This window comes from Cupriavidus sp. 96C5-1 (assembly GCF_057798855.1).
This window is the reverse complement of sequence record NZ_JBYOJU010000020.1, coordinates 62,350-86,174: the sequence shown is the minus strand read 5'-3', so window position 1 is coordinate 86,174 and position 23,825 is coordinate 62,350. Positions and strand designations below refer to the sequence as shown.

The following is a 23,825-nucleotide window of genomic DNA, read 5'->3' as shown; positions in this document are numbered from 1 at the left end:
AGACTTATTTGCCGCGCTGGTACTTGTCGACCGCGCGGTTGTGTTCGGGAAGCGAGTTGGAGAAGTGGCTGCTGCCGTCGCCGCGCGCCACGAAGTAAAGCGCATCGGACGACGCCGGCGCGGTGGCCGCGGCGAGCGAGGCCAGTCCGGGCAAGGCGATCGGGGTGGGCGGCAGGCCATTACGAATGTAGGTATTGTAAGGGGTGTCGGTCTGCAGGTCGCGTTTGCGGATATTGCCGTCGAACGACTCGCCCATGCCGTAGATCACGGTGGGATCGGTCTGCAGCATCATGCCCTTCCTGAGGCGATTGACGAACACGGCGGCGATCAGCGGGCGCTCGGCTGGCTGGCCGGTTTCCTTCTCCACGATCGATGCCATGACCAGGGCCTCGTACGGTGTCTTGTACGGCAGGCCGGGCGCCCGGGCATTCCAGGCGTCCGTCAGGCGGCGCTGCATGGCCCGGTAGGCGTGGCGGTATAGTTCGAGATCGCTGCTGTCGCGCGCGAACAGGTAGGTGTCGGGAAAGAACATGCCTTCCGCAGCCGTCTCGGGCGCGCCGATCGCCTTCATCAGCGCCGCGTCGGACAGGCCGCGGGTGTCATGCTTGAGCGCCGGGTGCGCGTCCACGGTGGCGCGCATCTTGCGGAATTCCCAGCCTTCGATCACGGTCAGCACGTAGTGGTTGACCTCGCCGCGGGCAATCTTGCCGACCACGGACAGCGGCGTGGCGGTGCTGTCGAACTCGTAGCCGCCGGCCTTCAGGTCGGTCCCGTGGCCGGTGAGCCGCACCAGCAAGGCGAACAGGCGCGGATCCATCCGCACGCCGCCGCGCTGGATCTGGCGGCCGACGCTCATCACGCTCGAGTTGGGCTTGATCACCACCTCGATCGGCGAGGCCGAAAGCTGGAGCGGACGGTTGGCCCACCAGGCAAAGGCACCGGCGGCGGCAATCGCGAAAACCACGGCGACCAGCATCAGTCGCAGGAAAAGACGTTTCATGTAGGGCAGAGAGTAGCGGCGCATTCTGCACCGCGGCAAAGCCGGCCGCGCACTGCGTCATTCACGCAGGCCGCCGGCTGAAATGGCGACAGCCTCATATAATACCGGGAGCCTTGCACCGCCACGAGCGCGCCCCATATCCCGAATGCCTGCCGGATACCGGCGCGCCGGTCCGGCGGGGTCCGATTTTGCGCCATTTGCCGCGCCGGTTACCGCGCCTTTCGCTGCCATTCGCTGAAATCCGCCGGTCTTTGCCGGCCTTTTTAGACCTTTGTAGCCGTTTGCACCTTTCATCCGGCGCTACCCGCGCCCCTTGCCTGCGATACCTGCCATGAATGCCCCTACCCCAGACCTTGCCACCCAGTTCGAAGCCGTGCGCCACGGCGGAGTCGTCTGCCGGCCCGCGCAACTGGGCCTGATCCGGGTTGCCGGCGACGATGCCGGCAGTTTCCTGCACACCCAGCTCACCAACGCCATCGACGATCTCGCCACCGGTACCGCCCGCCTGGCCGGCTACTGTTCGCCCAAGGGCCGGCTGCTGGCCAGCTTCCTGGCCTGGCGCGACGAGGAAGGCATCGTGCTGCAGCTGTCGGCGGACCTGCAGCCCGCCATCCAGAAGCGCCTGTCGATGTTCGTGCTGCGCGCCAAGGCCCGCTTGTCCGACCTGACCCCCGAGCGCGCCGTGCTGGGCGTGGCCGGCGCCGGTGCCGCGGCGGCCCTGGAGGCGGCCGGCCTGCCCGCCCCGGCGCAGCCCTGGTCGACTGCCGCCGCTGGCGCCGCCACCGTGATCCGGCTGCCGGACGGCGCCGGCCAGCCGCGCTGGCAAGTGGTGCTGCCGGCCGGGCAAGCGGCACAGGCGCAGGTTGCGTTATCCGTGCAACTGCTGCCGGCGGATGCCGCCGTGTGGGACTGGCTGGAAGTGCAGGCTGGCGTGCCGCGCATCGCCGCAGCCACGCAGGAGCAGTTCGTGCCGCAGATGATCAACCTGGAACTGGTCGGCGGCGTGAGCTTTCGCAAGGGCTGCTATCCGGGCCAGGAAATCGTCGCCCGCAGCCAGTACCGCGGCACGCTCAAGCGCCGCATGTGGCTGGTCCACGGCGAAGGCGACGTGCCGGCCGCGGCCACCGAGATCTTCCGTCCGGAGGATCCCGAGCAGCCGTGCGGCATGGTGGTCAACGCCGCCGCCGCGCCGCAAGGTGGCTGGGACGGCCTGGCCGAGCTCAAGATCGATGCCGCCGGTGGCGCCCTGCACCTGGGCAGCGCCAGCGGCAGCCCGGTGCGCGTGGGCGAACTGCCCTACGCGGTACCCTTCGGCGACGCGGCCTGAACGCAAGCAGCGCTTGGGCTCGCCCGGCGCGCGGGAGACTGTCATGAGCGATCACCTTTACGTCTATTTCCGGGTGCCGGATGCCCTGGCCGATGCGGCGCTGCCGCACTGGCATCGCTGGATGGAGACCGTTGCCGAAGCCGGCGGAATTGGTGGTACGCTCTTACGCAGGCCCGAAACGCGCGATGGCATGCAGACCTGGATGGAAGCCTATGCCGATGTGCCGCCGGCCTTCGACCTGTTGCTCGATGGCCTGTGGCGGCAAAGCGGATTGCAGGAATTCATCAGCGGCGAACGGCAGGTCGAGCGCTTTGTCGATCTCGACCAGCTCTGATCCGGCTCTGATGCCGCCGGCGGATGAAATCGCAGCGAACGCAGTCGATGCAGTGACCGCAGTGAAAGTAGCAAAGGAAGCTCTATGTGCCTGATTCTGGTGGCCTGGCAATCGCACCCGGACTATGCCCTGGTGGTAGCCGGCAACCGCGACGAGTTCTACGCCCGCCCGGCGGCGGCCGTGCACTGGTGGGAAGATGCCCCCGATGTGCTGGCCGGACGCGACCTGGCGGAAGTGATCGGCGAGCCGGGCACGTGGATGGGCCTGGCCGGCGACGGCCGCTTTGCCGCCCTGACCAATTACCGCGCCCCTTCCGAGAAACGCACCGATGCCCGCTCCCGCGGCGAACTGGTGGCGGGTTTCCTGCGCGGCGAGAGCGATCCCGAAGCCTACCTCGCCGGGCTGATGCCGCGCGCCGGCGCCTACAACGGTTTCAACCTGCTCGCCAGCGACCTGCAGCAGCTCTGGTGGTATAGCAACCGCGGCGCGGCGCCTCATCCGCAACGCCTGAAAGCGGGGCTCTATGGCTTGTCCAATGCCTTGCTGGATACGCCATGGCCCAAGGTGCTCAGCCGCGTCGGCGCACTTGCCGAGACGCTGGCCGCCGATACCGGACAGCCTGGCGCCAGCGCCGAGCCCTACTTCGACCTGCTGGCCGACGACCGGCAAGCCCTGGATTTCGAGCTGCCGCGCACCGGCGTGACGCCGGAGTGGGAAAGGCTGCTGTCCTCCGCCTTTATCCGCTCGCCGAGCTATGGCACCCGCGCCAGCACGGTGCTGCGCGTGCGCCACGACGGCCGCTTCGAACTGAGCGAGCGCAGCTTCGACGCCAACGGCCGCACCGGCGAGGTGTCATACCGCGGCCATCTGCGGGTGGCCCGCGACGCGGGTCAGGTACCTGCGCCGCGCTGAAGGGGGCGCGGCGGTGCCCTGCCAGCCCTTCCCGACCCTCACGATTCCGATCGTCTCCTTGCTTGCGCTCAGTACTGCTGGGCGGCCAGTCCCATCGGGCGCAGCGCGGCGTTCAGCGCCCGGATGGCGCCAGGGTCGTTGCGCACGGCCAGCAGCCACGCATCCTCGAAATGCCCGATCTCCAGCAACTGCATGCCGTGTGGCGCCAGTTCCCGGTTGACATGCGCGAGGTACAGGGCGGCGGGCTCCATATCGAAATCGTTGTCGTCGCCGCCCAGGGGAATCCCGTCCTCGTCATAGAGATCGTCGACGTCGATGGCCGTTACACCGGCCGCGCGCAGCGCGGCAAGCCCGGTGACGGCCTGCACGCCCAGCGTGCTGAAATCCTTCCAGTCCACGCGTACCAGGCAGTGCGCCCCCAGCCAGGGATGGAGCCATGCGGACAGCAGATCTTCGCCGGCAGGCGGATCTTGGGGCGGCGCCGAGGCCGGATCGAGTGGAGGCGTGGCGTCGGCCAGGGCCTGGAGCAGGCGGGAACGGAGTTCTGACATAAAGCGATAACAGCGCGGGCAAAAACAAAGACCGCGATGGTACCGCGCGCGCGGCAGGCTGCAAATGCCACGCGAGTTTATTGGCCACTTGCAGCCCCTCCTGTATGCCTGCGTGCCGGCAACAGGCCTGAACCTCAGGCGGCCGCTGCCAGCCTGACTGGCAGCGCGGCGCGAACGGCTTCGCCGATGATGCCTGCCAGCCGCGCGGCGGGCGCTTCCAGCTCGGCATCCTTGCGGTACAGGGCCAGCGCCAGCGAGGGCAGTTCGGGCAGTCCGGCCTCCCCCTCCTCCCAGGCCCTGACCGAAGGCGGCAAGCCCATGGCCGTGCGGACGGTCAGGCCCAGGCCGGCCGCTGCGCCAGCCCACAAGCCGCCAAGGCTTGCACTGCTGAAGGCCACCCGCCAGGCAATGCCGGCACGGTCCAGCGCCGCCGTGCCGGCCGAGCGGAAGCGGCACGGCGCCTCGAAGGCAACCAGCGGCAGCGGGCCCTCGCCCTGCCAGGGCGCGCGCGCGGTGGCAGGCCCGATCCAGCGCATCGGCAATTCCGCCACCCGCTCCACGTATGGCATCCCCACGCCGTCGTCCCAGGCCAGGGCCAGGTCCAGGCGGCCCGCTGCCACGCTGTCGAGCAGCTCCGTGTTGCGGGCCACGCGCGCCTCGATCTTCACTTTGGGATGAGCGCGCGCGAACCGGCCCAGCACCTCGGGCAGCAGCGCCTCGCCGAAATCCTGCTGCAGGCCGAAGCGCACCCAGCCCTCCAGCGCCACGCCATGCACCGCGGACGCGGCCTCGTCATTGAGATCCAGCAGCCGTCGGGCGTAGGCCAACATGGTCTCGCCGGCTTCGGTCAGGGCCAGGCCGCGTCCCGCCTTGCGGAAGATGGCCGTGCCGGCCTGCTCTTCCAGCTTTTTCAGCTGCGCGCTGACCGCCGAGGTGGACCGGCCAAGCCGGTCGGCTGCCCGGGCGTAGCTGCCGAGGTCCATGCCCACCACGAAGCTGCGCAGCACATCCAGGTCGAAGTTCACCGAAGCCATGGCCAATCGTCCTGTTATTTGGGATGTTTGTTAAAAAATAATCTGATATTCAGGATCATTCTCGGGTGACAGAATCGTTCCGTCAAGGCCGCCTGTGCCGCCCCTTCAAGGATGATCCCGTGTCCCGCACTCCTTCCCCGCTTCCGTTCGCCGCCGCCGGACATGCCGGCAACGCTTCTACCCCACGCCATGGCCCGAGCCACCGATGGAAAGTGCTGGCCATCGGGGTCGCGGCCAATGCCAGCTTCGCGGCGGCGTTCTCCGGCATTCCCACCACGGCGGTGCTGATGCGCGCCGGCTACCGGCTCGGCAATGGCGAGCTGGGCTTCTGCCTTGGCCTGATGGGGCTGGGCATTGCCTTGAGCGAAGTGCCCTGGGGCCTGCTGACCGACCGCTGGGGCGATCGCCGGGTGTTGTTGACCGGACTGCTGGCCACGGCGCTGTGGCTGGTGCTGATGGCGGTCTTCATGGCGCCGCTGCCTGGCCATATTCCGGGCAATGTCCCGCTGGCACTGGGCTTGCTGGTGCTCGGCCTGCTTGGCGGCAGCGTCAACGGCTCCAGTGGCCGCGCCGTGATGGCGTGGTTCCGCGAGGGCGAACGGGGCCTGGCCATGAGCATCCGCCAGACCGCCGTGCCGGCCGGCGGCGGCATTGGGGCGCTGACCTTGCCTTTGCTGGCACAGTCATTCGGTTTTGTGGCGGTCTACGGCATGCTCGCCGCGTTCTGCGGCATTACCGTGGCCTTTGCCTGGCACTGGATGCATGAGCCGCCGGCCTCCCGCGAACCCGCGGCGGCCCTGGCTGCGAGCGGCCAGGGCCAGGCTGCGCAGGCGGAGCGGGGGCCGCTGGGCAGCGCGCTGGTCTGGCGGCTGGTGGGCGGCATGGGCCTGATGTGCGCGCCGCAAGTGGCGGTGCTGACTTTCGCCACGGTCTTCCTGCATGACTTCAGCCGCATCGGCGTCGCCGCCGCGGGCCTCACCGTGGCCGCGGTCCAGGCCGGAGCCGCTGTGATGCGCGTATGGAGCGGACGCTGGACCGATCGCCGCGGTAACCGGCGCGGCTATATGCGGGCCTGTAGCCTGCTGACCCTGCTGGTCTTTGCCATCGTGGCCGGATTGACGTGGCTCTGCGCCGCCGCGCCGGGCTGGCACGCCGTGCTGACGCCCGCACTCGTGGCCAGCCTGGTGCTCGGCGGCATCTGCACATCGGCCTGGCATGGCGTCGCTTTTACCGAACTGGCCACGATTGCCGGCGCGAGCCGTGCCGGCACCGCGCTCGGACTGGGCAATACCTTCGCCTTTGCCGGTTTCTTCCTGGTGCCGCTGGCGATTCCGGCGCTGGTGGCCGGGTATGGATGGCCGGCGGTTTGGCTGGCCGCCAGCGGTTGCGCGCTAATGGCCCGGCCCTTGTTCCCGCGGACGGCCGGCGGTTGATCGCAATGCGGTAGCGGCAGCCTGGTTCAGCGCAGCCGTTTCCGCATTTCCACGTGAGGGATGCCGGCCTCCTCGAATTCCTCTCCCACTTGCTCGAAGCCCACGCGCGCATAGAACGGCGCCGCGTAGCTTTGCGCATTGAGCACCAGCTCGGGATAGCCCAGTTCCTCGGCCTTGGCCATCAGCGCGTCCAGCACCATGGCACCAACGCCGCTGCCGCGCGCGGCCTTGAGCACCGCCATGCGGCCGATATGGCCATCCGGCAGCAGCCGGCCCGTGGCCAGCGCGCTGCCATCGCCGGCCAGCGCCAGCGCGTGCCAGCTCGGCTCGTCCCATTCGTCCCATTCCAGTTCGACCGGCACGCCCTGTTCTTCGACGAAGACGGCGTAGCGGATGGCGCGTGCGGTGTCGCGCACTTCGGACCAGGGAGCAAGGCGGATGGTGATCGTCATGGTGAGTCGGTACAGAAGCGAAAGCGGTAAAGGGACAGCCCGGGGGGCGGGCGTCATGATACTCCCGTGTGCGAGGCCGGTTGCCCGGCGCTATCGCATAGCCGAGGCTTCTCGGATCGGCTCTAAGGGTAATTGCCGATCTGCAACACTGCCTTCAAATTTGTATGATGACCATATTACCCAATCACCAGAGCACACCGTGTTCCAGAAAGTCCCTGCCCGAGCCCTGACCGATACCGTTGCCGAACAGTTGCTGGAGAAGATCGATAGCGGCGCCTTGGCGCGTGGCGACAAGCTGCCCACCGAAGCGGTGCTGTCCGAAGAATTCGGCGTGAGCCGCACCGTGATCCGGGAAGCCATCGCCCGGCTGCGCCACGAAGGCGTGGTCGAATCGCGCCAGGGCAGCGGCGTGTTCGTCACCGAGCAAGCCGGCATCCGGCCGCTGCGGATCGACTACACGGATACCGCCACGCTCGAATCGGTGCTGCAGATCGTCGAATTGCGCCGCGCTATCGAGGCCGAGGTGGCGGCGCAGGCGGCGCGCGGCCGCAGCGACGCCAGCATGGTGGCCATCGATGCCGCGCTGGCCCGCATCGACGCCGAGGAGGCGGCCGGCGGCGACGGCGTGGCGGCCGACGTGGCCTTCCACCGGGCCATCGCGCAGGCCACCGGCAATCCCTATTTCCTCAAGACGCTTGCCTTCCTGAGCCAGTACCTGGAAACCGCCACCCGCGTGACCCGGACCAACGAAGCCCGCCGCGCGGATTTCTCCCGCCAGGTGCGCGAGGAACACCAGGCCATCGTGGCGGCCATCCGCGCGGGCGATCCGCTGGCCGCGCGCAACGCGGCCCAGACCCATATGTACAACGCGGCCCGGCGCCTGTCGCAGGGCAGCCAGCCCGATCCGGCGCCCGGCCTTGCCGATGCGCCTGCGCGCGGTCCGGTCCACTGAACCGCAGCATCGACGCATCGAAGAATCGAAGAACAACGGGCCCGACGGGCCACGGCAGGAGACTATATGAGCAGATCCATTGGCGTAATCGGGCTCGGTGCCATGGGCAACGGCGTAGCACACAACTTGTTGCGCGCCGGTTTCAAGGTACACGCCTGCGACCTGCGGCCCGAAGTGCTGCAGCGCTTTACCGATGCAGGCGGCATCCCCTGCGCCAGCCCGGCCGAGCTGGGCGGCCAATGCGAGGTGGTGGTGATCCTGGTGGTCAATGCCGCGCAAACCGATGCCGTGCTGTTCGGCGAACAGGGCGCGGCGGGCACCTTGCGTCCCGGCACGCTGGTGATCGCCAGCGCCACCGTGCCCCCGGCCTTTGCCCAAGCGCTGGGAAGGCGGCTGGGCGAGCGCGGCATCCTGCTGCTCGACGCGCCGGTCTCCGGCGGCGCCGCCCGTGCCGCCAGCGGCGAAATGACCATGATGACCTCTGGCCCATCCGAAGCCTACGTGCTGGCCGAGGACGTGCTGGCGGCGATGGCCGGCAAGGTCTACCGCCTGGGCGACGCGCATGGCGCCGGCTCCAAGGTGAAGATCATCAACCAGCTGCTGGCCGGCGTGCATATCGCCGCCGCGGCCGAAGCCATGGCGCTGGGCCTGCGTGAAGGCGTGGATGCCGAGGCCCTGTACGAGGTCATCACCAACAGCGCGGGCAACTCCTGGATGTTCGAGAACCGCGTGCCGCACATCCTGGCGGGCGATTACACGCCGCTGTCGGCGGTCGATATCTTCGTCAAGGACCTCGGCCTCGTGCTCGACACCGCGCGTGCCAGCAAATTCCCGCTGCCGCTGTCGGCCGCGGCGCACCAGATGTTCATGATGGCGTCCAGCGCGGGGCACGGCGGCGAGGACGATTCCGCCGTGATCAAGGTGTTCCCCGGCATCGAACTGCCGGCGAAGAAAGCCGACTGAGGAAGCCAGCATGACCGCACCGAACCCTTCCCCGCGCGCCCTGCTTGGCTGCATCGCCGACGATTTCACCGGCGCCACGGATCTCGCCAATACCCTGGTGCGCAACGGCATGCGCACCGTGCAGACCATCGGCGTGCCTGCCGGCGGCGAGGCGCTGCGCGGCGTGGAGCAGGCCGATGCGCTGGTGGTCGCGCTGAAGTCGCGCACCATCCCGGCGGCCGACGCCATCGCGCAGTCGCTGGCTGCGCTGCGCTGGCTGCAGGCCCAGGGCTGCCGCCAGTTCTTCTTCAAATATTGCTCCACCTTCGACTCCACCGACGCCGGCAATATCGGCCCGGTGGCCGAGGCGCTGCTGGCGGCGCTGGGCAGCGACTTCACCATCGCCTGCCCGGCCTTCCCCGAGAACGGCCGCACCATCTTCCGCGGCCACCTGTTCGTGGGCGACGCGCTGCTCAACGAGTCGGGCATGGAGAGCCACCCGCTCACGCCGATGCGCGACGCCAGCCTGGTACGCGTGCTGCAGTGCCAGAGCCAGGGCAAGGTGGGCCTGGTGCGCTACGACAGCGTGGCGCGCGGCAGCGCCGCTGCGCAGCAAGCCATGGCGGCCCTGCGCAGCGACGGCGTGCGCCTGGCCATCGCCGATGCCGTGAGCGATGCCGACCTGCATGCATTGGGCGAGGCCTGCGCCGGACTGCCGCTGCTCACCGGCGGCTCGGGCCTGGCCCTTGGCCTGCCCGCCAACTTCCGCCGCGCCGGCCTTCTGCCGGCGCGCGCGGATGCCGATAGCGTGGCCCCGGTCGCCGGCCCGGCCGTGGTGCTGGCCGGCAGTGCTTCCAAGGCGACCAACGCCCAGGTGGCGCGGTGGCTGGCGCAGCAGCGTCCGGCCCTGCGCATCGACCCGCTCGCGCTGGCCGAGGGCGCGCCGCTGGTGGATCAGGCGCTTGGCCTGATCGCCTCCCACGCGGAACCGGCGCTGGTCTATGCCACCACCACGCCCGAGGAAGTCAAGGCGGCGCAGGCCGCGCTCGGCGTGGAACGCGCAGGCCATCTGGTCGAGCAGGCCCTGGCCGCCATCGCCGCCGCCCTGAAAGCGCGCGGCACGCGCCGCTTCGTGGTGGCCGGCGGAGAAACCTCGGGCGCGGTGGTGCAGGCGCTGGGCGTGCGGGCCCTGCGCATCGGCACGCAGATCGCGCCGGGCGTGCCCGCCACCGTCACGCTGGACGCGCAGCCGCTGGCGCTGGCGCTCAAGTCCGGCAACTTCGGCGGCGTGGATTTCTTCGACGAGGCATTGCGGCAACTCGGAGGTGAGGCATGAGCACCGAAGCCAGCCTGCGCGACGAGATCTGCCGCATCGGCGCCAGTCTCTTCCAGCGCGGCTACACCGTCGGCAGCGCCGGCAATATCAGCGCGCGTCTGGATGACGGCTGGCTGATCACGCCCACCGATGCCTGCCTGGGCATGCTGGACCCGGCCGCCATCGCCAAGGTGGATGCCGGCGGCGCCTGGGTGGCCGGCGACAAGCCGTCCAAGACGCTGACCCTGCACCGCGCCATCTACGACAACAACCCGCAGGCCCATGGCGTGGTGCACACGCACTCCACCCACCTGGTGGCGCTGAGCCTGGCGGGCGCCTGGCAACCGGACGATGTGCTGCCGCCGATCACGCCCTACTACGTGATGAAGGTGGGGCATATCCCACTGATCCCCTACCATCGTCCGGGCGACCCGGCGGTGGCGGCGCGCGTCGCCCAGCTTGCCGCCGAGGTGCGCGGCGTGCTGCTCGCGCGCCTTGGTCCGGTGGTGTGGGAAGCCACCGTCTCGCGCGCGGCCTTCGCGCTCGAGGAACTGGAAGAAACCGCCAGACTCTGGCTGATGCTCAAGGACAAGCCCGACCCGCTCGACGAACACGCCCTGGCCGAACTGCGCGACACCTTCAAGGCGCGCTGGTAAGCCCGCCGGCTCACACGGCATCACAAACAAGGCCGGACCACTCCACCGCACGCCCCGCTGACGCCGGGGCCGCGGCAAGGGGAGCGTTCGCCCCCGGCTCGCCGCGCGAGCCGGGAAACAGGAGACGACAATGAACCCATCCACCCCTGCCGCGCTGACCGGCGCCGGCCACCGCCTGGATCAGGACATAGAAAAACGCGCCTACAGCAAGGTGTTCTGGCGCATCATGCCCTTCCTGATGCTGTGCTATGTGATTGCCTACCTGGATCGCGTCAACGTCGGCTTTGCCAAGCTGCAGATGGCGCAGGACCTGGCTTTTTCCGAAACGGTGTTCGGCCTGGGCGCCGGCCTGTTCTTTATCGGCTACTTCCTGTTCGAGGTGCCCAGCAACCTGCTGATGCACAAGCTTGGCGCGCGTATCTGGATCGCGCGGATCATGATCACCTGGGGCATCATTTCGGCGCTGTTCGTCTTCGTCAGGACGCCCACCACCTTCTATGTCATGCGCTTCCTGCTCGGCCTGGCCGAGGCGGGTTTCTATCCCGGCGTGATCCTCTACCTGACCTACTGGTACCCGGCCAACCGGCGCGCCAAGATGATCGCGCTGTTCATGTCGGGCATTCCTGTGGCCGGCATGTTCGGCAACCCGCTGTCGGGCTGGATCATGGATGCCTTCCATGACTACGGCGGCATGCGCGGCTGGCAATGGATGTTCCTGCTCGAAGCGTTGCCCGCGTTCCTGATCGGCATCGTCACGGTGTTCGTGCTCAAGAACGGCATCGACCAGGCGCCCTGGCTGGATGCCGACGAAAAACGCGTGCTCAGGCGCAATATCGAGGAGGACGCGCGCCAGGCCAATGCCGCTGGCACCGGCCACTCGCTCGCCGCCGTGTTCGCCGACCGCCGCGTATGGTGGATGTGCCTGATCTACTTCTGCTTCGTCACCGGGCAATACGCGCTGACCTTCTGGATGCCCACCCTGGTCAAGACCAGCGGCGTGAGCGGCAACCTCAATATCGGACTGCTCAGCGCCATTCCCTTTATCTGCGCCATCGTGGTGATGAACCTGCTGGGCCACAGCGCCGATTCCCGCCGCGAGCGCCGCTGGCACCTGATCGTGCCGGCCCTGATGGGCGCGGTGGGCTTTGCCATTGCCGCCTCGTTTACCCACAATACGGTGGTCGCCATCGCGGCGCTGTCCCTGGCCGCCGCCGGCGTGCTGACCTGTGCCCCGCTGTTCTGGTCGCTGCCCACGGCCTTCCTGTCCGGCCTCGCCGCGGCTTCCGGTATCGCCGTGGTGAACTCTGTCGGCAACCTGGCGGGCTTTGTGGCACCTTACATGGTGGGCTACCTGACCGACCTCACCCATAGCACCCAGTCCAGCATGTACGTGCTGTCGGCCATGCTGGTGATCGGCGCGGGCCTGGTCTGGCTGACGCCGGCCAGACTGGTCAACCGCTGATGCAGGCAGCAGGAACGCAACAACGCAAGAACAACCGAAATCTCCTGGAGCACCGCATGCCGCGCTTTGCCGCCAACCTGTCGATGATGTACACCGAACACGCCTTCCTGGACCGCTTCGCCGCTGCGGCGGCGGATGGCTTCAAGGCGGTGGAGTACCTCTTTCCCTATGAACACCCCGCCGCCGAGATCCGCGCGCGCCTCGATGCCAACGGCCTGACCCAGGCGCTGTTCAACGCCCCGCCGGGCGACTGGAGCGCTGGCGAGCGCGGCATGGCTGCCCTGCCCGGCCGCGAAGCAGCGTTCCGCGACGCCTTCGGCCGCGCGCTGGAATACGCCGCCGCGATCGGCAACCGCAAGATCCATGTGATGGCCGGCCTGGTGCCTGCCGGCGCCGACGATGCGCGCCATCGCGCGTGCTACCTGGAGAACCTGGCCTATGCCGCGCGCACGGCCGCCGCGCAGGGCGTGACGGTGCTGATCGAGCCGATCAACACGCGCGATATGCCGGGCTATTTCCTCAACCGGCAGGACGACGGCCAGGCGATCTGCAAGGAGGTCGGCGCGGCCAACCTCAAGGTGCAGTTCGACTGCTACCACTGCCAGATCGTGGAAGGCGACCTCGCCGTCAAGCTCAAGCGCGACTTTGCCGGCATCGGGCATATCCAGATTGCCGGCGTGCCCGAACGGCACGAGCCGGACCTTGGCGAACTGAACTATCCCTACCTGTTCGACGTGATCGATACGCTCGGCTACGACGGCTGGATCGGCTGCGAGTACCGTCCGCGTGCCGGTACCACGGCAGGGCTGGGCTGGCTCAGGCCTTACCTGAAGGGCTGAATGAAGGGCTGAATGAAGGGCTGAATGAGGGGCTGAATGAAGGGCTGAATGAGGGGCTGAATGCTGGGCTGGACGCCCCGCCTTCGGCATCCATCAAGCGATGCCGCCGCCCGCGGCGGCACAACTGGAAGACAGAGATGCATGTACTGATCACCGGCGGCGCCGGCTTTCTCGGCCTGCAACTGGCCCGCCTGCTGCTCAAGCGCGGCACCCTGGAAATCGACGGCAAGCCGGCCGCCATCTCAGGCCTGACGCTACTGGACGTGATAGCGCCACCCCCGCTGGACGACGCGCGCGTACGCGTGATCACCGGCGACCTGTCGGACCCCGCCGTGCTGGCGCAAGCGATCGATGCGCGCACCGGCGCGGTGTTTCACCTCGCCGCGGTGGTCAGCGGCCAGGCCGAGGCGGATTTCGACCTGGGCATGCGGGTCAATCTCGACGCAGCCCGCGCCTTGCTGGAAACCTGCCGCGCACTGCATCAGCGGCATGGCCAGCGGCCGCGCGTGGTGTTCACCAGTTCGGTCGCGGTCTACGGCGGCGCCCTGCCCGCCGTGGTGCAGGACGATACCGCGCTCAATCCGCAATCTTCCTATGGCGCGCAGAAGGCGATCGGCGAGCTGCTGCTGTCCGACTACAGCCGGCGCGGCTTCGTCGATGGGCGCGTGCTGCGGCTGCCCACCATCAGCGTGCGGCCGGGCAAGCCCAATGCCGCTGCCTCGTCGTTCGCCAGCGGCATCCTGCGCGAGCCGCTGGCCGGCGAGGCCGCCAATTGCCCGGTTGCGCCGGATACGCCGCTGTGGCTGCTGTCGCCGCGCGGGGCCATCGCGGCGCTGGTGCGTGGCATGGAGATCGATGGCGCAGCATTTGGCGAGCGGCGCACGGTCAACCTGCCTGGCCTGTCGGTGACGCCCGCGCAGATGGTGGCGGCGCTGCGGCGGGTTGCCGGCGATGCCGTGGCGGATCGCGTGACCTGGCAGCGCGAGGCGCGCATCGAGAATATCGTCGGGACCTGGCCGGCCGCCTGGAATACGGCGCGGGCGCTGGCGCTCGGATTTCAGGGGGACGAGAGTTTCGACGCGGTGATTCGCGCGTATATGGAGGACGCGGGGATCGGGAAGGCTTGAGCCGCATGGCTTTCCCGAGCCGGCGCTGGCGGCGCCGGCCAGCGGGGCCGGCACCGTCAACGCGCAAACCTGGGAATGCTCAAGCTTCCGGCTTCACCACCTCGTAAGCCGTGACGGTCTCCCGTACCGGCCCGGGAATCGGCGCCGACTTCTGCGTGGCGGGATCGGCGCAGACGTAGACGATCTCGCCGGTGATCAGGTGCTCATCCCCCCGGTACATCTCGACCCGGAACAGCATGCTGGAGCGCCCCAGCCGCGCGATCCGGCCGCGGATATCCAGCATGTCGTCGAAGCGCGCGGAAGCGTGGTACTCCAACGTGGACTTGACCACGAAGATATCCACGCCATGCGCGTGCAGCACATCCTCCGGGTACCGGATTCCCACCGCGCGCCAGTATTCCGTGACGCAGATGTCGCAGTAAGTCAGGTAATGCGCATTGAAGACGATCGACTGCGGATCGACCTCGGCCCAACGCACGCGCAGCGGCATGCTGTGGCGGAAATCTTCCTTTGCCATGACGGCGTTCCCCTTGATTGCCGGCCGGACTCCGGCCCAGTGTGAAAACGGCGCCGCCCCCCCGGACAGGGCGGCACCGGCCAGATGCGGGCTATGCCGCGCTCATTGCGGCTTGTTCAGCCCCAGCTTGTCGATGATGGCCTTCTCCTTCTTCACCGTATCCGCGGCAAAGTGGGCGTATTGCTCGCTGCCCATATAGAACGGCTCCATATCGAACTTGGCCAGCGCATCGCGGTAATTCTGCATTTCCATGGCCTTCTTGAAGCCATCGTGCAGTTTCTTGACGACCTTCGGGTCGGTGCCCTTCGGCGCCACCACGCCAAACGGCGAGGTCTGCACGATGCCCAGGCCCAGTTCCTTGAGCGTCGGCACATTGGGGAAGCGCGCCGAGCGCTTCTCGCCCCAGGTAGACAGCAGGCGCAGCTTGCCTGTTTCCACGTATTGCGCCCAGGCTGGCGTGTCCGCCACCGACATCACATGCCCGCCCAGCAGGGCCTGCATCGATTCGGAGTTGCCCTTGTAGGGAATGTGCGAAAACTGCACGTTCTGCTTCATGGCCAGCTCTTCCATGGTCAGGTGCAGCGTGGTCATCGAGCCCGGCGAGCCGTAGGTGAGCCGGCCCGGGTTGGCACGGGCATAGGCGATGTAGTCCTGCATCGTCTTGATCGGCGAATCCACGGGCACCACCAGGCCAAACGAATAGCCGGCCAGGTTGATCACATAGGAGAGGTCCTTGACCGGGTCCCAGTTGATCTTGGTGGTGTACGGCAGGCGGTAGACAGGCATCGCTACCTGGGCCAGCGTGTAGCCGTCGGGCTGGGTCGTCTGCATCAGCTGGGCCGGCAGCACGCCGCCGGCGCCCGGCTTGTTCTCGATGATCACCGGCTGGCCGAAGATCTTGGAAGCGTTCTCGGCCAGCACGCGGAACGGCAGGTCGGTGGAGCCGCCGGCGGTGTAGCCGATGATCAGCCGGATCGGGCGTTGCGGGAAATTGTCCGCCTGCGCGAGGGCCGGTGCGCTGGCCAGCCCCAGGGTTGCCGCGGTGGCGGCGAGCGCGCCCGCTTGGGCGAGGAAATGGCGGCGTTGCATGAGTCTCTGTCTCCTGTTTCTACTGCTTAAGGTGATGCACTACAAGGTGATGCACTACAAGTAAAGCCAAAGCCGAGGCCAGCTGGAACGGGGGGTCTGCGACCGCTTCGGGATGGTTGCGGCGATTGCGCGGCGAACCGGGCTCAGCCGCGGTCGAAGGCGGTGCGCAAGGCCGCCACGGCGTCCGCATGGGCGCCGGCCACCGCCGGGACGAAGCGTCCCAGCTTGAAAAAATCGTGGATCATGCCCGGATAGTCCGCCAGATGCGCCGGCACGCCCGCAGCGCGCAGCTTGGCCGCATAGGCCACACCTTCGTCGTGCAGCGGGTCATAGCCGGCCACGGCGATCCACGCCGGGCAGCAGCCGTGCACATCGGCGCCCTTGCCGCCGCCGTCGAGCGGGGCAAAGCGCCAGTCGTCGCGGCTGGCCTCGCTGTCCAGGTATTGCGAGAAAAACCACTGGATCATCGGCCCCGTCAGCAGATAGCCCTCGGCCAGCGCCCGGTGCGACGGCGTGTCCTGCCGCGCGCTGGTGCCGGGGTAGATCAGCATCTGCAGCACCGGCGACAGGCCCAGATCGCGAGCATGCACCGCACAGGCGCCGGCAAGCGTGCCGCCCGCACTGTCGCCGCCCAGGGCGATGCGGGTGGCATCGGCGCCCAGGCGCGCGGCTTCGTCGAACACCCACCGCATCACGTCGAACGCATCGTTGGCCGCGTGAGGGAACTTCCATTGGGGGCCGAGCCGGTAGTCGACCGACAGCACCATGCAATCCGCCCGCAGACAAAGCAGCCGGCACAGCGGATCATGCGAATTGACGCTGCCGACGGTGAAACCGCCGCCATGGAAATACAGCAGGAGGGGAAGCGGGTCGGCCCAGCTGGCTTCCCGGGGTGCGTACAGGCGCACCGGGATGTGATAGCCATCGCGCGCGGCCACGGACAGGTTTTCCACGCTGTACACGGGCAGCGGCGCGATATCCATGATGGGCGCGCTTTTTTCGTAGGCGGTCTTCGCGTCAATCGGGTCCAGCTCGTGGATGCTCGGACGCTTGACGCGCCCGATCAGCTCCAGCAGCGCCGCCACCTGCGGTTCGAGCGGAGCCGACGGCATGCCTGGCGATGCGGGCGCAGGGTGAGCGGATCCGGAGGACGGGGTAGACGGCGCAGCGGACATAAGGCGGATCAATGCAATGGACAACGAAGCTCGGGCAAGACAGCCGGATTTCCGGCGGTATCAGCAAACCGGTGTTCTAATTGTGAACGGTCGTTCGATTTTAGTATGATTCCAGATGTTTCTGCAGCAGTACATATGAAATTTCCCTAGGGCTGGTCAGGGTGGCAGGTTTTGCGCGATCATCGACCATCGTCAGAAAAAACAGAAATTACCTCACCGACGGAGACAGTACAGATGGCCTTCATTTATTACCTCACCCATATCCACCTGGATTTCGGCACCATCGGCCAGCTCAAGGCGGAGTGCGAGCGTATCGGCATCCGCCGCCCGCTGGTGGTCACCGACAAAGGCGTGGTCGCCGCCGGTGTAGCCCGGCAGGCGATCGACGCGCTGGGCGGCCTGCCCCACGAACTCTTCGACGAAACGCCGTCCAACCCGACCGAGGCCATGGTCAGGAAAGCCGCCGCGCAATACCGGGAAAGCGGCTGCGATGGGCTGGTGGCGGTGGGCGGCGGCTCCTCCATCGACCTCGCCAAGGGCATTGCGATCCTCGCCACCCACCCCGGCGAGCTGACCACCTACGCCACCATCGAAGGCGGCAGCGGCAAGATCACCGAGCGCGCGGCGCCGCTGATCGCCGTGCCGACCACCGCCGGCACGGGCAGCGAAGTCGCGCGTGGCGCCATCATCATCCTGGAAGACGGCCGCAAGCTCGGCTTCCATTCCTGGCACCTGCTGCCGAAATCCGCCATCTGCGACCCGGGCCTCACACTCGGCCTGCCCGCCGGCCTGACCGCCGCCACCGGCATGGACGCGATCGCGCATTGCGTCGAGACCTTCCTCGCACCCGCCTTCAACCCGCCCGCCGACGGCATCGCGCTGGACGGGCTGGAGCGCGGCTGGGCTCATATCGAACGCGCCACGCGCGACGGCCAGGACCGCGAGGCGCGGCTGAACATGATGAGCGCCTCCATGCAGGGCGCCATGGCCTTCCAGAAGGGGCTGGGCTGCGTGCACTCGCTGTCGCACCCGCTCGGCGGCCTCAAGATCGACGGCAAGACCGGCCTGCACCACGGCACCCTGAACGCGGTGGTGATGCCGGCTGTACTTCGCTTCAACGCCGATGCGCCCAGCGTGGTGCGCGACAACCGCTACGCCCGCCTGCGCCACGCCATGGGCTTGCCGAAGGATGCCGACCTGGCCCAGGCCGTGCACGACATGACCGCGCGCCTCGGGCTGCCCACCGGCCTGCGGCAGATGGGCGTCACCGAAGCCATGTTCGACAAGGTGATCGCCGGTGCGCTGGTGGACCACTGCCACAAGACCAACCCAAAAGAGGCCAGCGCCGAGGATTATCGGCGTATGCTGGCGGAATCCATGTAAGTGCCGCGGCGGGCCGGCAGCACAGGTGCGCGGAACAGCCGGGGCGATCCAGCTTTATCCAACCAGCACGGAGAAGAGGTCATGACAGGGGAACACCTGCAGGTCTTGCACGGAGACATTACCCGCATGGAAGTCGACGCCATCGTCAATGCTGCCAATAGCGGCCTGCTCGGTGGCGGCGGTGTCGATGGCGCCATCCATGGCGCCGGCGGTCCCGCCATCATGGCCGCCTGCCGCGGCATCCGCGAAACCAAGGGCGGATGCCCCACCGGACAGGCGGTGATCACCACCGGCGGCCTGCTGCCCGCGCCCTATGTCATCCATGCGGTCGGCCCCGTGTGGGAAGGCGGCAACCACAACGAAGACGCCCTGCTTGCCAGTGCCTACGAGGCGAGCGTGGCGCTGGCCGCGCAGCACAAGCTGCGCACCCTCGCCTTTCCCAATATCAGCACCGGCATCTACGGCTTCCCACGCGAGCGCGCCGTCGATATCGCCATCAATGCAGTGCGCAAGGCGTTGGCCAAGGCGCCCGGCATCGAGCAGGTGAGCTTCGTCTGCTTCGACGACGAGAACTACAGGTTGTATCGGCAGCGCCTGAGCTAGCCCCCAACCACCACCCCCTCCAGCGCGCGGCTCACCGCCGCGCGCGCATGCAGCGCAGTCGTATCGAACACCGGCAGCGCCACGTCGTCCTGCCCGATCAGCAGCGCGATCTCCGTGCAGCCGAGGATCACGCCGCCCACGCCCTGCGCCTGCATGCCGCCGATAATGCGCCGGTAGGCATCGCGCGATCCGTCGCGCACGATGCCGTGGCAGAGTTCGTCGTAGATGATCCGGTGCACCAGCGCGCGGTCCGCGGCGTCGGGCACCACCACCTCGATGCCGTGCATGTCCTGCATGCGGCCGCGATAGAACGCCTGCTCCATGGTGAAGGCCGTGCCGAGCAGGCCCACGCGCGCGATGCCGGCGTCCCGCAACGCCTGCGCGGTGGGATCGACGATGTGAAGGAAGGGAATGTCGAGCGCCGCTTCCAGCGCGGGCGCCACCCGGTGCATGGTGTTGGTACAGAGCAGCACGAAATCCGCCCCCGCCGCCTGTACCTGCAAGGCGGCCTGCTGCATGCACTCGCCGAGTTCGTCCCAGCGCTGCGCGTGCTGCAGCGCCTTGACCTGCTCGAAGCTCACCGTGACCATCACGCTGCGCGCGTTGCGGTGCCCGCCAAGCCGCGCTTTCATGTCCTGGTTGATCAGGCGGTAGTACTCGGCCGAGGATTCCCAGCTCATGCCGCCGATCAGTCCGATCGTTTTCATTTGACCTTCCCTGTGCGCACTGGCGCTTTCGGATCCGGCCAATGTAGCAGCAGGCGGGGCCACGGCCCATGCACAGTCGGCCGGTTTCCCGCCGGGCCAGCGCCGGCGGGCTCGCCGGTCACGGCTGGCCGGCAGCGGGCCGGCCAGCCGCACGCTCAGGGCAAGGCGCTGCGGATCAGCAGATTGATGCGCTCGGGTTGCTCGTGCACCACCCAGTGGGTGCCGTCGGGGATGCGTTCCAGCCGCATGTCCGGCACGAACTGGTCCAGGCCGTCCAGCAGGCTCTTGGGCAGCGCGGTGTCGCGCTCGCCCCAGATCACCACCGTGGGCACCCGCACGGTGAAGGCAGCGGGATCCAGCTTGGAAATATCGGGCGGCGTCTCGCCCGGGCCCGGGGGATGCATCGGCGAGGCGCGGTAATAATTGACGCCGCCGGTCAGCGGATGCGAGCCGCCGGCGCCGGGCTGCGACCATGCCGCGTGGTACTTCTCCCGCGTTTCGCCGGCGAACCAGGGCGCCGCCTGCTTGCCCTGGCCGTTCAGGAAGCCCTCCAGCCTGGCGAAGCCATCGGCCGCCAGCGCCTCTTCCGAACCGGGCTGGCGCAGCCAGTTCATATACGCGGAGGCGGCCTGCTGCTGCGGATCGCTGGTCAGCGCCTTGGCAAACACATAGGGATGGGGCGAGTTGATGATGACGAGCCGCTGCACCAGTTGCGGGAACTGGATGGCGAGGTTCCAGCAGATCGCGCCGCCCCAGTCATGGGCGACCACCACGCAGTGCGAGTAGCCCAGTGCGCTGATGAACTGCACCAGGTCTTCGACGATGTGTCGGGGCCGGTAGGCCTCCACGTCGGCCGGCTTGCTGGACAGGTTGAAGCCGCGCAGGTCGGGGGCGACCGCGAAATGGGTCTTGCCGAATTCGGCGAGCTGGGCTTCCCACTCGTACCAGAACTCCGGGAAGCCGTGCACGAACAGCACCAGCGGCTTGCCGCGCTCGCCCGCGCTGGCATAGTGCAGGCGCGTGCCGTTGGGCAAGGTGGCATATTGCAGATGGCGAATGACTGCAGGTTTGGTCATGAAATCCTCCCTTGCCGCAATGGCTGACCGTCTCCGATGGACTTGCTGCTGCGCAGCAGACCCGGCCGGCGGGGAAAGCGCCGCCCGCCCGGGCTGCCTGCTTGTTGCTGGCTATCCGCGCAACGCCGCCACCAGCCCGTCACGCACACCCGGCTTGTCGGCGAACGGGTCGCCCGGGTTGCGCTGGCCAATGATATCTTCGAAGCGCTGCCGCACGGGCGCCAGCGACTGCGGATGCGAGTAAATATAGAAGCCCTGGTTGCGGATCGCATCGAAAGTGAGCTGCGCCACCTCGGCGGCAGTGACCTTGCCCGAGCTGACCGCCTTGTCCGACATGGCCTGCGACACCAGCTGCGAGCGCGTGGGCGGTGCATCGTTGGCCAGTCCGGCCGGCCGGTTGCGGCCCGACTGCGTGATCCCGGTCGGCACGAAATACGGGCACAGCACCGAGCAATGAACCTGCTCGCTGACCAGGCTGAGATCCTGGTACAACGATTCCGACAGCGACACCACGGCATGCTTGGAGACGTTGTAGACGCCCATCGCGGGCGGATTGAGCAGGCCGGCCATCGAGGCCGTGTTGACGATATGGCCCTCGAACGACGGATCCTTCTCCGCCGCCGCCAGCATCAGCGGCGTGAAGATGCGCACGCCGTGGATCACGCCGTAGAGATTGACACCCAGCACCCATTCCCAGTCGCGCTCCGTGTTTTCCCACATCAGGCCGCCGGCACCCACGCCCGCGTTGTTGAACAGCAGGTTGACCTGGCCAAAGGCGGCGATCGCGGCATCGGCCAGGGCCTGCACCTGTTCGGCCTTGGACACATCCACGCGCACGCCGATCACCGGGACGCCCTGGGCCTTGAATTCCGCCACCGTGGCGTCCAGCGCGTCCTCCTGCACATCGGCCAGCACCAGCTTCATGCCGAGCCCCGCGGCCTGTTTGGCGAACTCCTTGCCGAAGCCGGATGCGCCACCGGTGATCACCGCGACCCTACCCTGGAATTGCTTCATCTTGTCGTCCTCTCGTCTATGTCGCTTATTTCGCTTTTATGGTTGAACTCGTGCGCGCCCCAGTGCGGCGAGCCGCGCGCGTCAGCCCGCGCGCTGTACCTGATAACCCTGGCGCGGGAAGTGCACATTGACGGCGCCCGCGCGCGGATCCTGGCGCCGCAGCGCGACGGTGTGCGCATCCAGCGCCACCAGCACGCCCGCCACCGGATCGCGCGCGTAATCGGTGGGCGTCACCGTGACTGCGTCGCCCGCTTCGAAACCGCTACCGGCGGCCACGCCGCGCGGCTGTGGCGCGGGATCGGTGCGATGCGCCACGGTCAGGGCGTCCGCGCCGGTGACCACGCGGACCTTGCCATGGCCATGGGCCTGCATGCGCGCGTACCAGGCCTGCAGCGCCGGATAGGCATCCAGAATGCTTGCCAGCTCGCTGGCTCGCTTGATAAACCAGACGTTGTGATACAGCGAGAAATCCGCCACCGACAGTTCCGGCCCGGCCACATGCGCGACACCCGCATTGAACTGCTGCTCGAGCCGGCCGAAGGTCTCGTGCAGCAGGGCAATAGCCTCCGGCAGCGGCATGCGCAGCGCATTGGTGTCGCCCCGCATGGCCTTGCGGTCGGCCGAGAAGGCCTGGATCTGCGCCGGCGTGAGGTGGCCCAGCATGCTTTGCACGCCGGCCGGCTGGAACAGGTAGGTGACGGCCGCGGTAAACAGCACCGTGTCGATCCAGCCGGCGGCGAGGCGCGCGCTGGCGGCCTGCGCGGCAGGATAGATCGCGGGCGCGGGCGCCACGCGGTCGATCACCTCGCAGATCAGCGCGGTATCGCAATAGATATCGGCGCCGACCTGCAGCACGGGGGTGCGACGGTAGCCGCCGGTCAGCGCCACCACATCGGGCTTGGGCAGGATCGGCGGGATTTCCACCGCCTGCCAGTCCAGGCCCTTGGCACCCATCAGCAGGCGGATTTTTTCCGAGAACGGCGAGGTTGCGTATTGGTGCAGGATAAGGTCTGCCATGATATCCGGATTGCTCGTGTTGTCTGCCTGGTTGTACTGCCGATGCCCGCCGCCTTCCGCTCCGCCGATGCTGCCCGGCGTTGGCGCGAGGCGCGTGCCCGCAGGGGCGGGCTACCTGCCAGCCTGCTTCAATGCCTTGAGCGCCATGTTCTCGACCAGGCGCGGCGCCAGCAACTTGAGCCACAGGCCGAGCCGGCCCTTGGCCGTCATGACCAGCTCGCGCTTGCGCGTCGTCATGGCCGCCAGCATCTGGCGCGCGCATTCCTGCGCGCTCATGGCGCCCTCCTCGCGCAGCCGGCTTTCACCCAGCGCACGTCCGTCGGGGCCAAAGCCGTTGATGCGGGTGTCGGTGGCCACGACGCCAGGAAACACCACGCACACGTCCACGCCGGTGCCGCGCAGCTCCGCGCGCAACGCCTCGCAAAAGCCAGCCAGCGCGAATTTGCTGGCGGAATAGGCGGTGCGGCCCGGCACGCCGATCTTGCCGGCCAGGCTGGATACCGCCACCATCAGGCCACCGCGCTTGCGCAGGTGGGGCAGCGCCTCGCGCGTGCACCACATGGCGCCGAAGTAATTCACGCGCATGACCTGCTCGAAGTAGCCGTGGGCGGACACGCCGGCGTTGTTGACCAGCACGTCGAGCACACCGTATTGCGCAACCACCGTGGCCACCAGCCGCCGGCAGTCAGCCTCATCGGATACATCGACGCGCCAGAACGCCACCTCGGCGGCCGGGTACTGGCGGCGGATGCGCTCCGCCAGCGCCTTGAGCATGTCCACGCGGCGGGCCGCCAGCGCCAGCCGCGCGCCCTGCTGCGCCAGCAGCAGGGCCAGTTCGGCGCCGATGCCGTCGGAGGCGCCGGTGATCAGCACGACCTTGCCGGTGAATGGTGCAAGCGCGGCCATGG

General features: G+C 68.0%; 25 protein-coding genes. 13 read left to right on the top strand and 12 right to left on the bottom strand.

Annotated elements, in window-relative coordinates; all coding sequences use genetic code 11:
* Positions 1 to 4 precede the first annotated feature (4 nt).
* Complete coding sequence (gene mltG / locus AC3FOF_RS21625) at positions 5 to 1,000, bottom strand: endolytic transglycosylase MltG (RefSeq protein WP_488727733.1); 996 nt, start codon at positions 998 to 1,000, stop codon at positions 5 to 7.
* Between the two features lie 331 nt (positions 1,001 to 1,331).
* Here mltG and ygfZ point away from each other — a divergent pair, with 331 nt between their 5' ends.
* The 3 genes from ygfZ to AC3FOF_RS21610 all read left to right on the top strand — a co-directional run bounded on the left by ygfZ (position 1,332) and on the right by AC3FOF_RS21610 (position 3,573).
* Positions 1,332 to 2,327 carry a CAF17-like 4Fe-4S cluster assembly/insertion protein YgfZ gene (gene ygfZ / locus AC3FOF_RS21620; protein WP_276264346.1) on the top strand — a complete coding sequence of 332 codons (996 nt, stop codon included), beginning with the start codon at positions 1,332 to 1,334 and terminating at the stop codon, positions 2,325 to 2,327.
* Positions 2,328 to 2,370: 43 nt separating this feature from the next.
* Positions 2,371 to 2,661 (top strand): DUF4936 family protein, encoded by a 291-nt coding sequence (locus AC3FOF_RS21615; protein ID WP_488727732.1) that lies wholly within the window; start codon positions 2,371 to 2,373, stop codon positions 2,659 to 2,661.
* Positions 2,662 to 2,745: 84 nt separating this feature from the next.
* Positions 2,746 to 3,573 (top strand): NRDE family protein, encoded by an 828-nt coding sequence (locus AC3FOF_RS21610; protein WP_276264347.1) that lies wholly within the window; start codon positions 2,746 to 2,748, stop codon positions 3,571 to 3,573.
* A gap of 68 nt (positions 3,574 to 3,641) precedes the next feature.
* Here AC3FOF_RS21610 and AC3FOF_RS21605 read toward each other — a convergent pair whose 3' ends face one another.
* Both AC3FOF_RS21605 and AC3FOF_RS21600 read right to left on the bottom strand, forming a co-directional pair.
* A complete protein-coding gene (locus tag AC3FOF_RS21605) occupies positions 3,642 to 4,124 on the bottom strand; it encodes a hypothetical protein (RefSeq protein WP_276264348.1) in 483 nt (160 codons plus the stop codon).
* Between the two features lie 134 nt (positions 4,125 to 4,258).
* Positions 4,259 to 5,158 carry a LysR substrate-binding domain-containing protein gene (locus AC3FOF_RS21600; protein WP_488727731.1) on the bottom strand — a complete coding sequence of 300 codons (900 nt, stop codon included), beginning with the start codon at positions 5,156 to 5,158 and terminating at the stop codon, positions 4,259 to 4,261.
* A 119-nt stretch (positions 5,159 to 5,277) separates the two neighbouring features.
* Here AC3FOF_RS21600 and AC3FOF_RS21595 point away from each other — a divergent pair, with 119 nt between their 5' ends.
* Positions 5,278 to 6,591, top strand: coding sequence for an MFS transporter (locus AC3FOF_RS21595; protein WP_488727730.1), 1,314 nt, complete (start codon positions 5,278 to 5,280; stop codon positions 6,589 to 6,591).
* Positions 6,592 to 6,617: 26 nt separating this feature from the next.
* Here the strand turns inward: AC3FOF_RS21595 and AC3FOF_RS21590 are convergent, their stop codons facing one another.
* Entirely contained in the window at positions 6,618 to 7,043 is a 426-nt protein-coding gene (locus AC3FOF_RS21590) for a GNAT family N-acetyltransferase (protein WP_488727729.1), read from the bottom strand.
* Positions 7,044 to 7,242: 199 nt separating this feature from the next.
* On the opposite strand from AC3FOF_RS21590, the gene AC3FOF_RS21585 reads away from it, so the two are divergent.
* The 7 genes from AC3FOF_RS21585 to denD all read left to right on the top strand — a co-directional run bounded on the left by AC3FOF_RS21585 (position 7,243) and on the right by denD (position 14,336).
* On the top strand, positions 7,243 to 7,995 hold the full coding sequence (locus AC3FOF_RS21585) for a FadR/GntR family transcriptional regulator (protein WP_276264351.1): 753 nt from the start codon (positions 7,243 to 7,245) through the stop codon (positions 7,993 to 7,995).
* A 24-nt stretch (positions 7,996 to 8,019) separates the two neighbouring features.
* Positions 8,020 to 8,958, top strand: a complete 939-nt coding sequence (ltnD, locus tag AC3FOF_RS21580; RefSeq protein ID WP_488727771.1) for an L-threonate dehydrogenase — start codon at positions 8,020 to 8,022, stop codon at positions 8,956 to 8,958.
* Positions 8,959 to 8,968: 10 nt separating this feature from the next.
* The gene (gene otnK / locus AC3FOF_RS21575) at positions 8,969 to 10,273 is read left to right on the top strand and encodes a 3-oxo-tetronate kinase (protein WP_488727728.1); all 1,305 of its coding nucleotides are present in this window, start codon (positions 8,969 to 8,971) and stop codon (positions 10,271 to 10,273) included.
* On the top strand, positions 10,270 to 10,908 hold the full coding sequence (gene otnC, locus AC3FOF_RS21570; RefSeq protein ID WP_276268341.1) for a 3-oxo-tetronate 4-phosphate decarboxylase: 639 nt from the start codon (positions 10,270 to 10,272) through the stop codon (positions 10,906 to 10,908). The genes otnK and otnC overlap by 4 nt, the downstream gene beginning before the upstream one ends.
* Positions 10,909 to 11,038: 130 nt before the next feature.
* The gene (locus tag AC3FOF_RS21565; RefSeq protein WP_017227626.1) at positions 11,039 to 12,370 is read left to right on the top strand and encodes an MFS transporter; all 1,332 of its coding nucleotides are present in this window, start codon (positions 11,039 to 11,041) and stop codon (positions 12,368 to 12,370) included.
* Between the two features lie 56 nt (positions 12,371 to 12,426).
* Positions 12,427 to 13,209 carry a 2-oxo-tetronate isomerase gene (gene otnI, locus AC3FOF_RS21560; protein WP_017227625.1) on the top strand — a complete coding sequence of 261 codons (783 nt, stop codon included), beginning with the start codon at positions 12,427 to 12,429 and terminating at the stop codon, positions 13,207 to 13,209.
* 137 nt (positions 13,210 to 13,346) lie between these two features.
* Positions 13,347 to 14,336 carry a D-erythronate dehydrogenase gene (denD, locus tag AC3FOF_RS21555; protein WP_488727727.1) on the top strand — a complete coding sequence of 330 codons (990 nt, stop codon included), beginning with the start codon at positions 13,347 to 13,349 and terminating at the stop codon, positions 14,334 to 14,336.
* Positions 14,337 to 14,415: 79 nt separating this feature from the next.
* Here the strand turns inward: denD and AC3FOF_RS21550 are convergent, their stop codons facing one another.
* The 3 genes from AC3FOF_RS21550 to AC3FOF_RS21540 all read right to left on the bottom strand — a co-directional run bounded on the left by AC3FOF_RS21550 (position 14,416) and on the right by AC3FOF_RS21540 (position 17,054).
* Positions 14,416 to 14,853 (bottom strand): YbgC/FadM family acyl-CoA thioesterase, encoded by a 438-nt coding sequence (locus AC3FOF_RS21550; protein WP_488727726.1) that lies wholly within the window; start codon positions 14,851 to 14,853, stop codon positions 14,416 to 14,418.
* Positions 14,854 to 14,955: 102 nt separating this feature from the next.
* Positions 14,956 to 15,942, bottom strand: a complete 987-nt coding sequence (locus AC3FOF_RS21545) for a tripartite tricarboxylate transporter substrate-binding protein (protein WP_017228275.1) — start codon at positions 15,940 to 15,942, stop codon at positions 14,956 to 14,958.
* Positions 15,943 to 16,085: 143 nt separating this feature from the next.
* Entirely contained in the window at positions 16,086 to 17,054 is a 969-nt protein-coding gene (locus AC3FOF_RS21540) for an alpha/beta hydrolase (RefSeq protein ID WP_276268345.1), read from the bottom strand.
* Between the two features lie 297 nt (positions 17,055 to 17,351).
* On the opposite strand from AC3FOF_RS21540, the gene AC3FOF_RS21535 reads away from it, so the two are divergent.
* Both AC3FOF_RS21535 and AC3FOF_RS21530 read left to right on the top strand, forming a co-directional pair.
* The gene (locus AC3FOF_RS21535; protein WP_488727725.1) at positions 17,352 to 18,500 is read left to right on the top strand and encodes an iron-containing alcohol dehydrogenase; all 1,149 of its coding nucleotides are present in this window, start codon (positions 17,352 to 17,354) and stop codon (positions 18,498 to 18,500) included.
* Positions 18,501 to 18,581: 81 nt separating this feature from the next.
* Positions 18,582 to 19,103, top strand: coding sequence for an O-acetyl-ADP-ribose deacetylase (locus AC3FOF_RS21530; protein ID WP_276266107.1), 522 nt, complete (start codon positions 18,582 to 18,584; stop codon positions 19,101 to 19,103).
* Here AC3FOF_RS21530 and AC3FOF_RS21525 read toward each other — a convergent pair.
* The 5 genes from AC3FOF_RS21525 to AC3FOF_RS21505 all read right to left on the bottom strand — a co-directional run bounded on the left by AC3FOF_RS21525 (position 19,100) and on the right by AC3FOF_RS21505 (position 23,823).
* On the bottom strand, positions 19,100 to 19,810 hold the full coding sequence (locus AC3FOF_RS21525; RefSeq protein WP_276266106.1) for an aspartate/glutamate racemase family protein: 711 nt from the start codon (positions 19,808 to 19,810) through the stop codon (positions 19,100 to 19,102). The genes AC3FOF_RS21530 and AC3FOF_RS21525 overlap by 4 nt on opposite strands.
* A 155-nt stretch (positions 19,811 to 19,965) precedes the next feature.
* Entirely contained in the window at positions 19,966 to 20,886 is a 921-nt protein-coding gene (locus AC3FOF_RS21520) for an alpha/beta fold hydrolase (RefSeq protein ID WP_488727724.1), read from the bottom strand.
* Positions 20,887 to 20,997: 111 nt separating this feature from the next.
* Entirely contained in the window at positions 20,998 to 21,900 is a 903-nt protein-coding gene (locus AC3FOF_RS21515) for an SDR family oxidoreductase (RefSeq protein ID WP_488727723.1), read from the bottom strand.
* 81 nt (positions 21,901 to 21,981) lie between these two features.
* The gene (locus tag AC3FOF_RS21510) at positions 21,982 to 22,917 is read right to left on the bottom strand and encodes a glutathione S-transferase family protein (RefSeq protein WP_488727722.1); all 936 of its coding nucleotides are present in this window, start codon (positions 22,915 to 22,917) and stop codon (positions 21,982 to 21,984) included.
* 111 nt (positions 22,918 to 23,028) lie between these two features.
* A complete protein-coding gene (locus AC3FOF_RS21505; RefSeq protein ID WP_488727721.1) occupies positions 23,029 to 23,823 on the bottom strand; it encodes an SDR family oxidoreductase in 795 nt (264 codons plus the stop codon).
* Positions 23,824 to 23,825 lie beyond the last annotated feature (2 nt).

What these genes read in the sequence shown, in the direction of transcription:
- otnC (WP_276268341.1), top strand. Translation starts at nt 10,270, where the DNA reads ATGAGCACCGAAGCCAGCCTGCGCGACGAGATCTGCCGCATCGGCGCC.
- AC3FOF_RS21505 (WP_488727721.1), bottom strand. Translation starts at nt 23,823, where the DNA reads ATGGCCGCGCTTGCACCATTCACCGGCAAGGTCGTGCTGATCACCGGC.
- AC3FOF_RS21535 (WP_488727725.1), top strand. Translation starts at nt 17,352, where the DNA reads ATGGCCTTCATTTATTACCTCACCCATATCCACCTGGATTTCGGCACC.
- mltG (WP_488727733.1), bottom strand. Translation starts at nt 1,000, where the DNA reads ATGAAACGTCTTTTCCTGCGACTGATGCTGGTCGCCGTGGTTTTCGCG.
- AC3FOF_RS21545 (WP_017228275.1), bottom strand. Translation starts at nt 15,942, where the DNA reads ATGCAACGCCGCCATTTCCTCGCCCAAGCGGGCGCGCTCGCCGCCACC.
- otnI (WP_017227625.1), top strand. Translation starts at nt 12,427, where the DNA reads ATGCCGCGCTTTGCCGCCAACCTGTCGATGATGTACACCGAACACGCC.
- AC3FOF_RS21540 (WP_276268345.1), bottom strand. Translation starts at nt 17,054, where the DNA reads ATGCCGTCGGCTCCGCTCGAACCGCAGGTGGCGGCGCTGCTGGAGCTG.
- AC3FOF_RS21600 (WP_488727731.1), bottom strand. Translation starts at nt 5,158, where the DNA reads ATGGCTTCGGTGAACTTCGACCTGGATGTGCTGCGCAGCTTCGTGGTG.
- AC3FOF_RS21550 (WP_488727726.1), bottom strand. Translation starts at nt 14,853, where the DNA reads ATGGCAAAGGAAGATTTCCGCCACAGCATGCCGCTGCGCGTGCGTTGG.
- AC3FOF_RS21520 (WP_488727724.1), bottom strand. Translation starts at nt 20,886, where the DNA reads ATGACCAAACCTGCAGTCATTCGCCATCTGCAATATGCCACCTTGCCC.
- AC3FOF_RS21605 (WP_276264348.1), bottom strand. Translation starts at nt 4,124, where the DNA reads ATGTCAGAACTCCGTTCCCGCCTGCTCCAGGCCCTGGCCGACGCCACG.
- AC3FOF_RS21530 (WP_276266107.1), top strand. Translation starts at nt 18,582, where the DNA reads ATGACAGGGGAACACCTGCAGGTCTTGCACGGAGACATTACCCGCATG.
- AC3FOF_RS21565 (WP_017227626.1), top strand. Translation starts at nt 11,039, where the DNA reads ATGAACCCATCCACCCCTGCCGCGCTGACCGGCGCCGGCCACCGCCTG.
- AC3FOF_RS21510 (WP_488727722.1), bottom strand. Translation starts at nt 22,917, where the DNA reads ATGGCAGACCTTATCCTGCACCAATACGCAACCTCGCCGTTCTCGGAA.
- AC3FOF_RS21610 (WP_276264347.1), top strand. Translation starts at nt 2,746, where the DNA reads ATGTGCCTGATTCTGGTGGCCTGGCAATCGCACCCGGACTATGCCCTG.
- denD (WP_488727727.1), top strand. Translation starts at nt 13,347, where the DNA reads ATGCATGTACTGATCACCGGCGGCGCCGGCTTTCTCGGCCTGCAACTG.
- AC3FOF_RS21515 (WP_488727723.1), bottom strand. Translation starts at nt 21,900, where the DNA reads ATGAAGCAATTCCAGGGTAGGGTCGCGGTGATCACCGGTGGCGCATCC.
- AC3FOF_RS21590 (WP_488727729.1), bottom strand. Translation starts at nt 7,043, where the DNA reads ATGACGATCACCATCCGCCTTGCTCCCTGGTCCGAAGTGCGCGACACC.
- AC3FOF_RS21525 (WP_276266106.1), bottom strand. Translation starts at nt 19,810, where the DNA reads ATGAAAACGATCGGACTGATCGGCGGCATGAGCTGGGAATCCTCGGCC.
- AC3FOF_RS21615 (WP_488727732.1), top strand. Translation starts at nt 2,371, where the DNA reads ATGAGCGATCACCTTTACGTCTATTTCCGGGTGCCGGATGCCCTGGCC.
- ygfZ (WP_276264346.1), top strand. Translation starts at nt 1,332, where the DNA reads ATGAATGCCCCTACCCCAGACCTTGCCACCCAGTTCGAAGCCGTGCGC.
- otnK (WP_488727728.1), top strand. Translation starts at nt 8,969, where the DNA reads ATGACCGCACCGAACCCTTCCCCGCGCGCCCTGCTTGGCTGCATCGCC.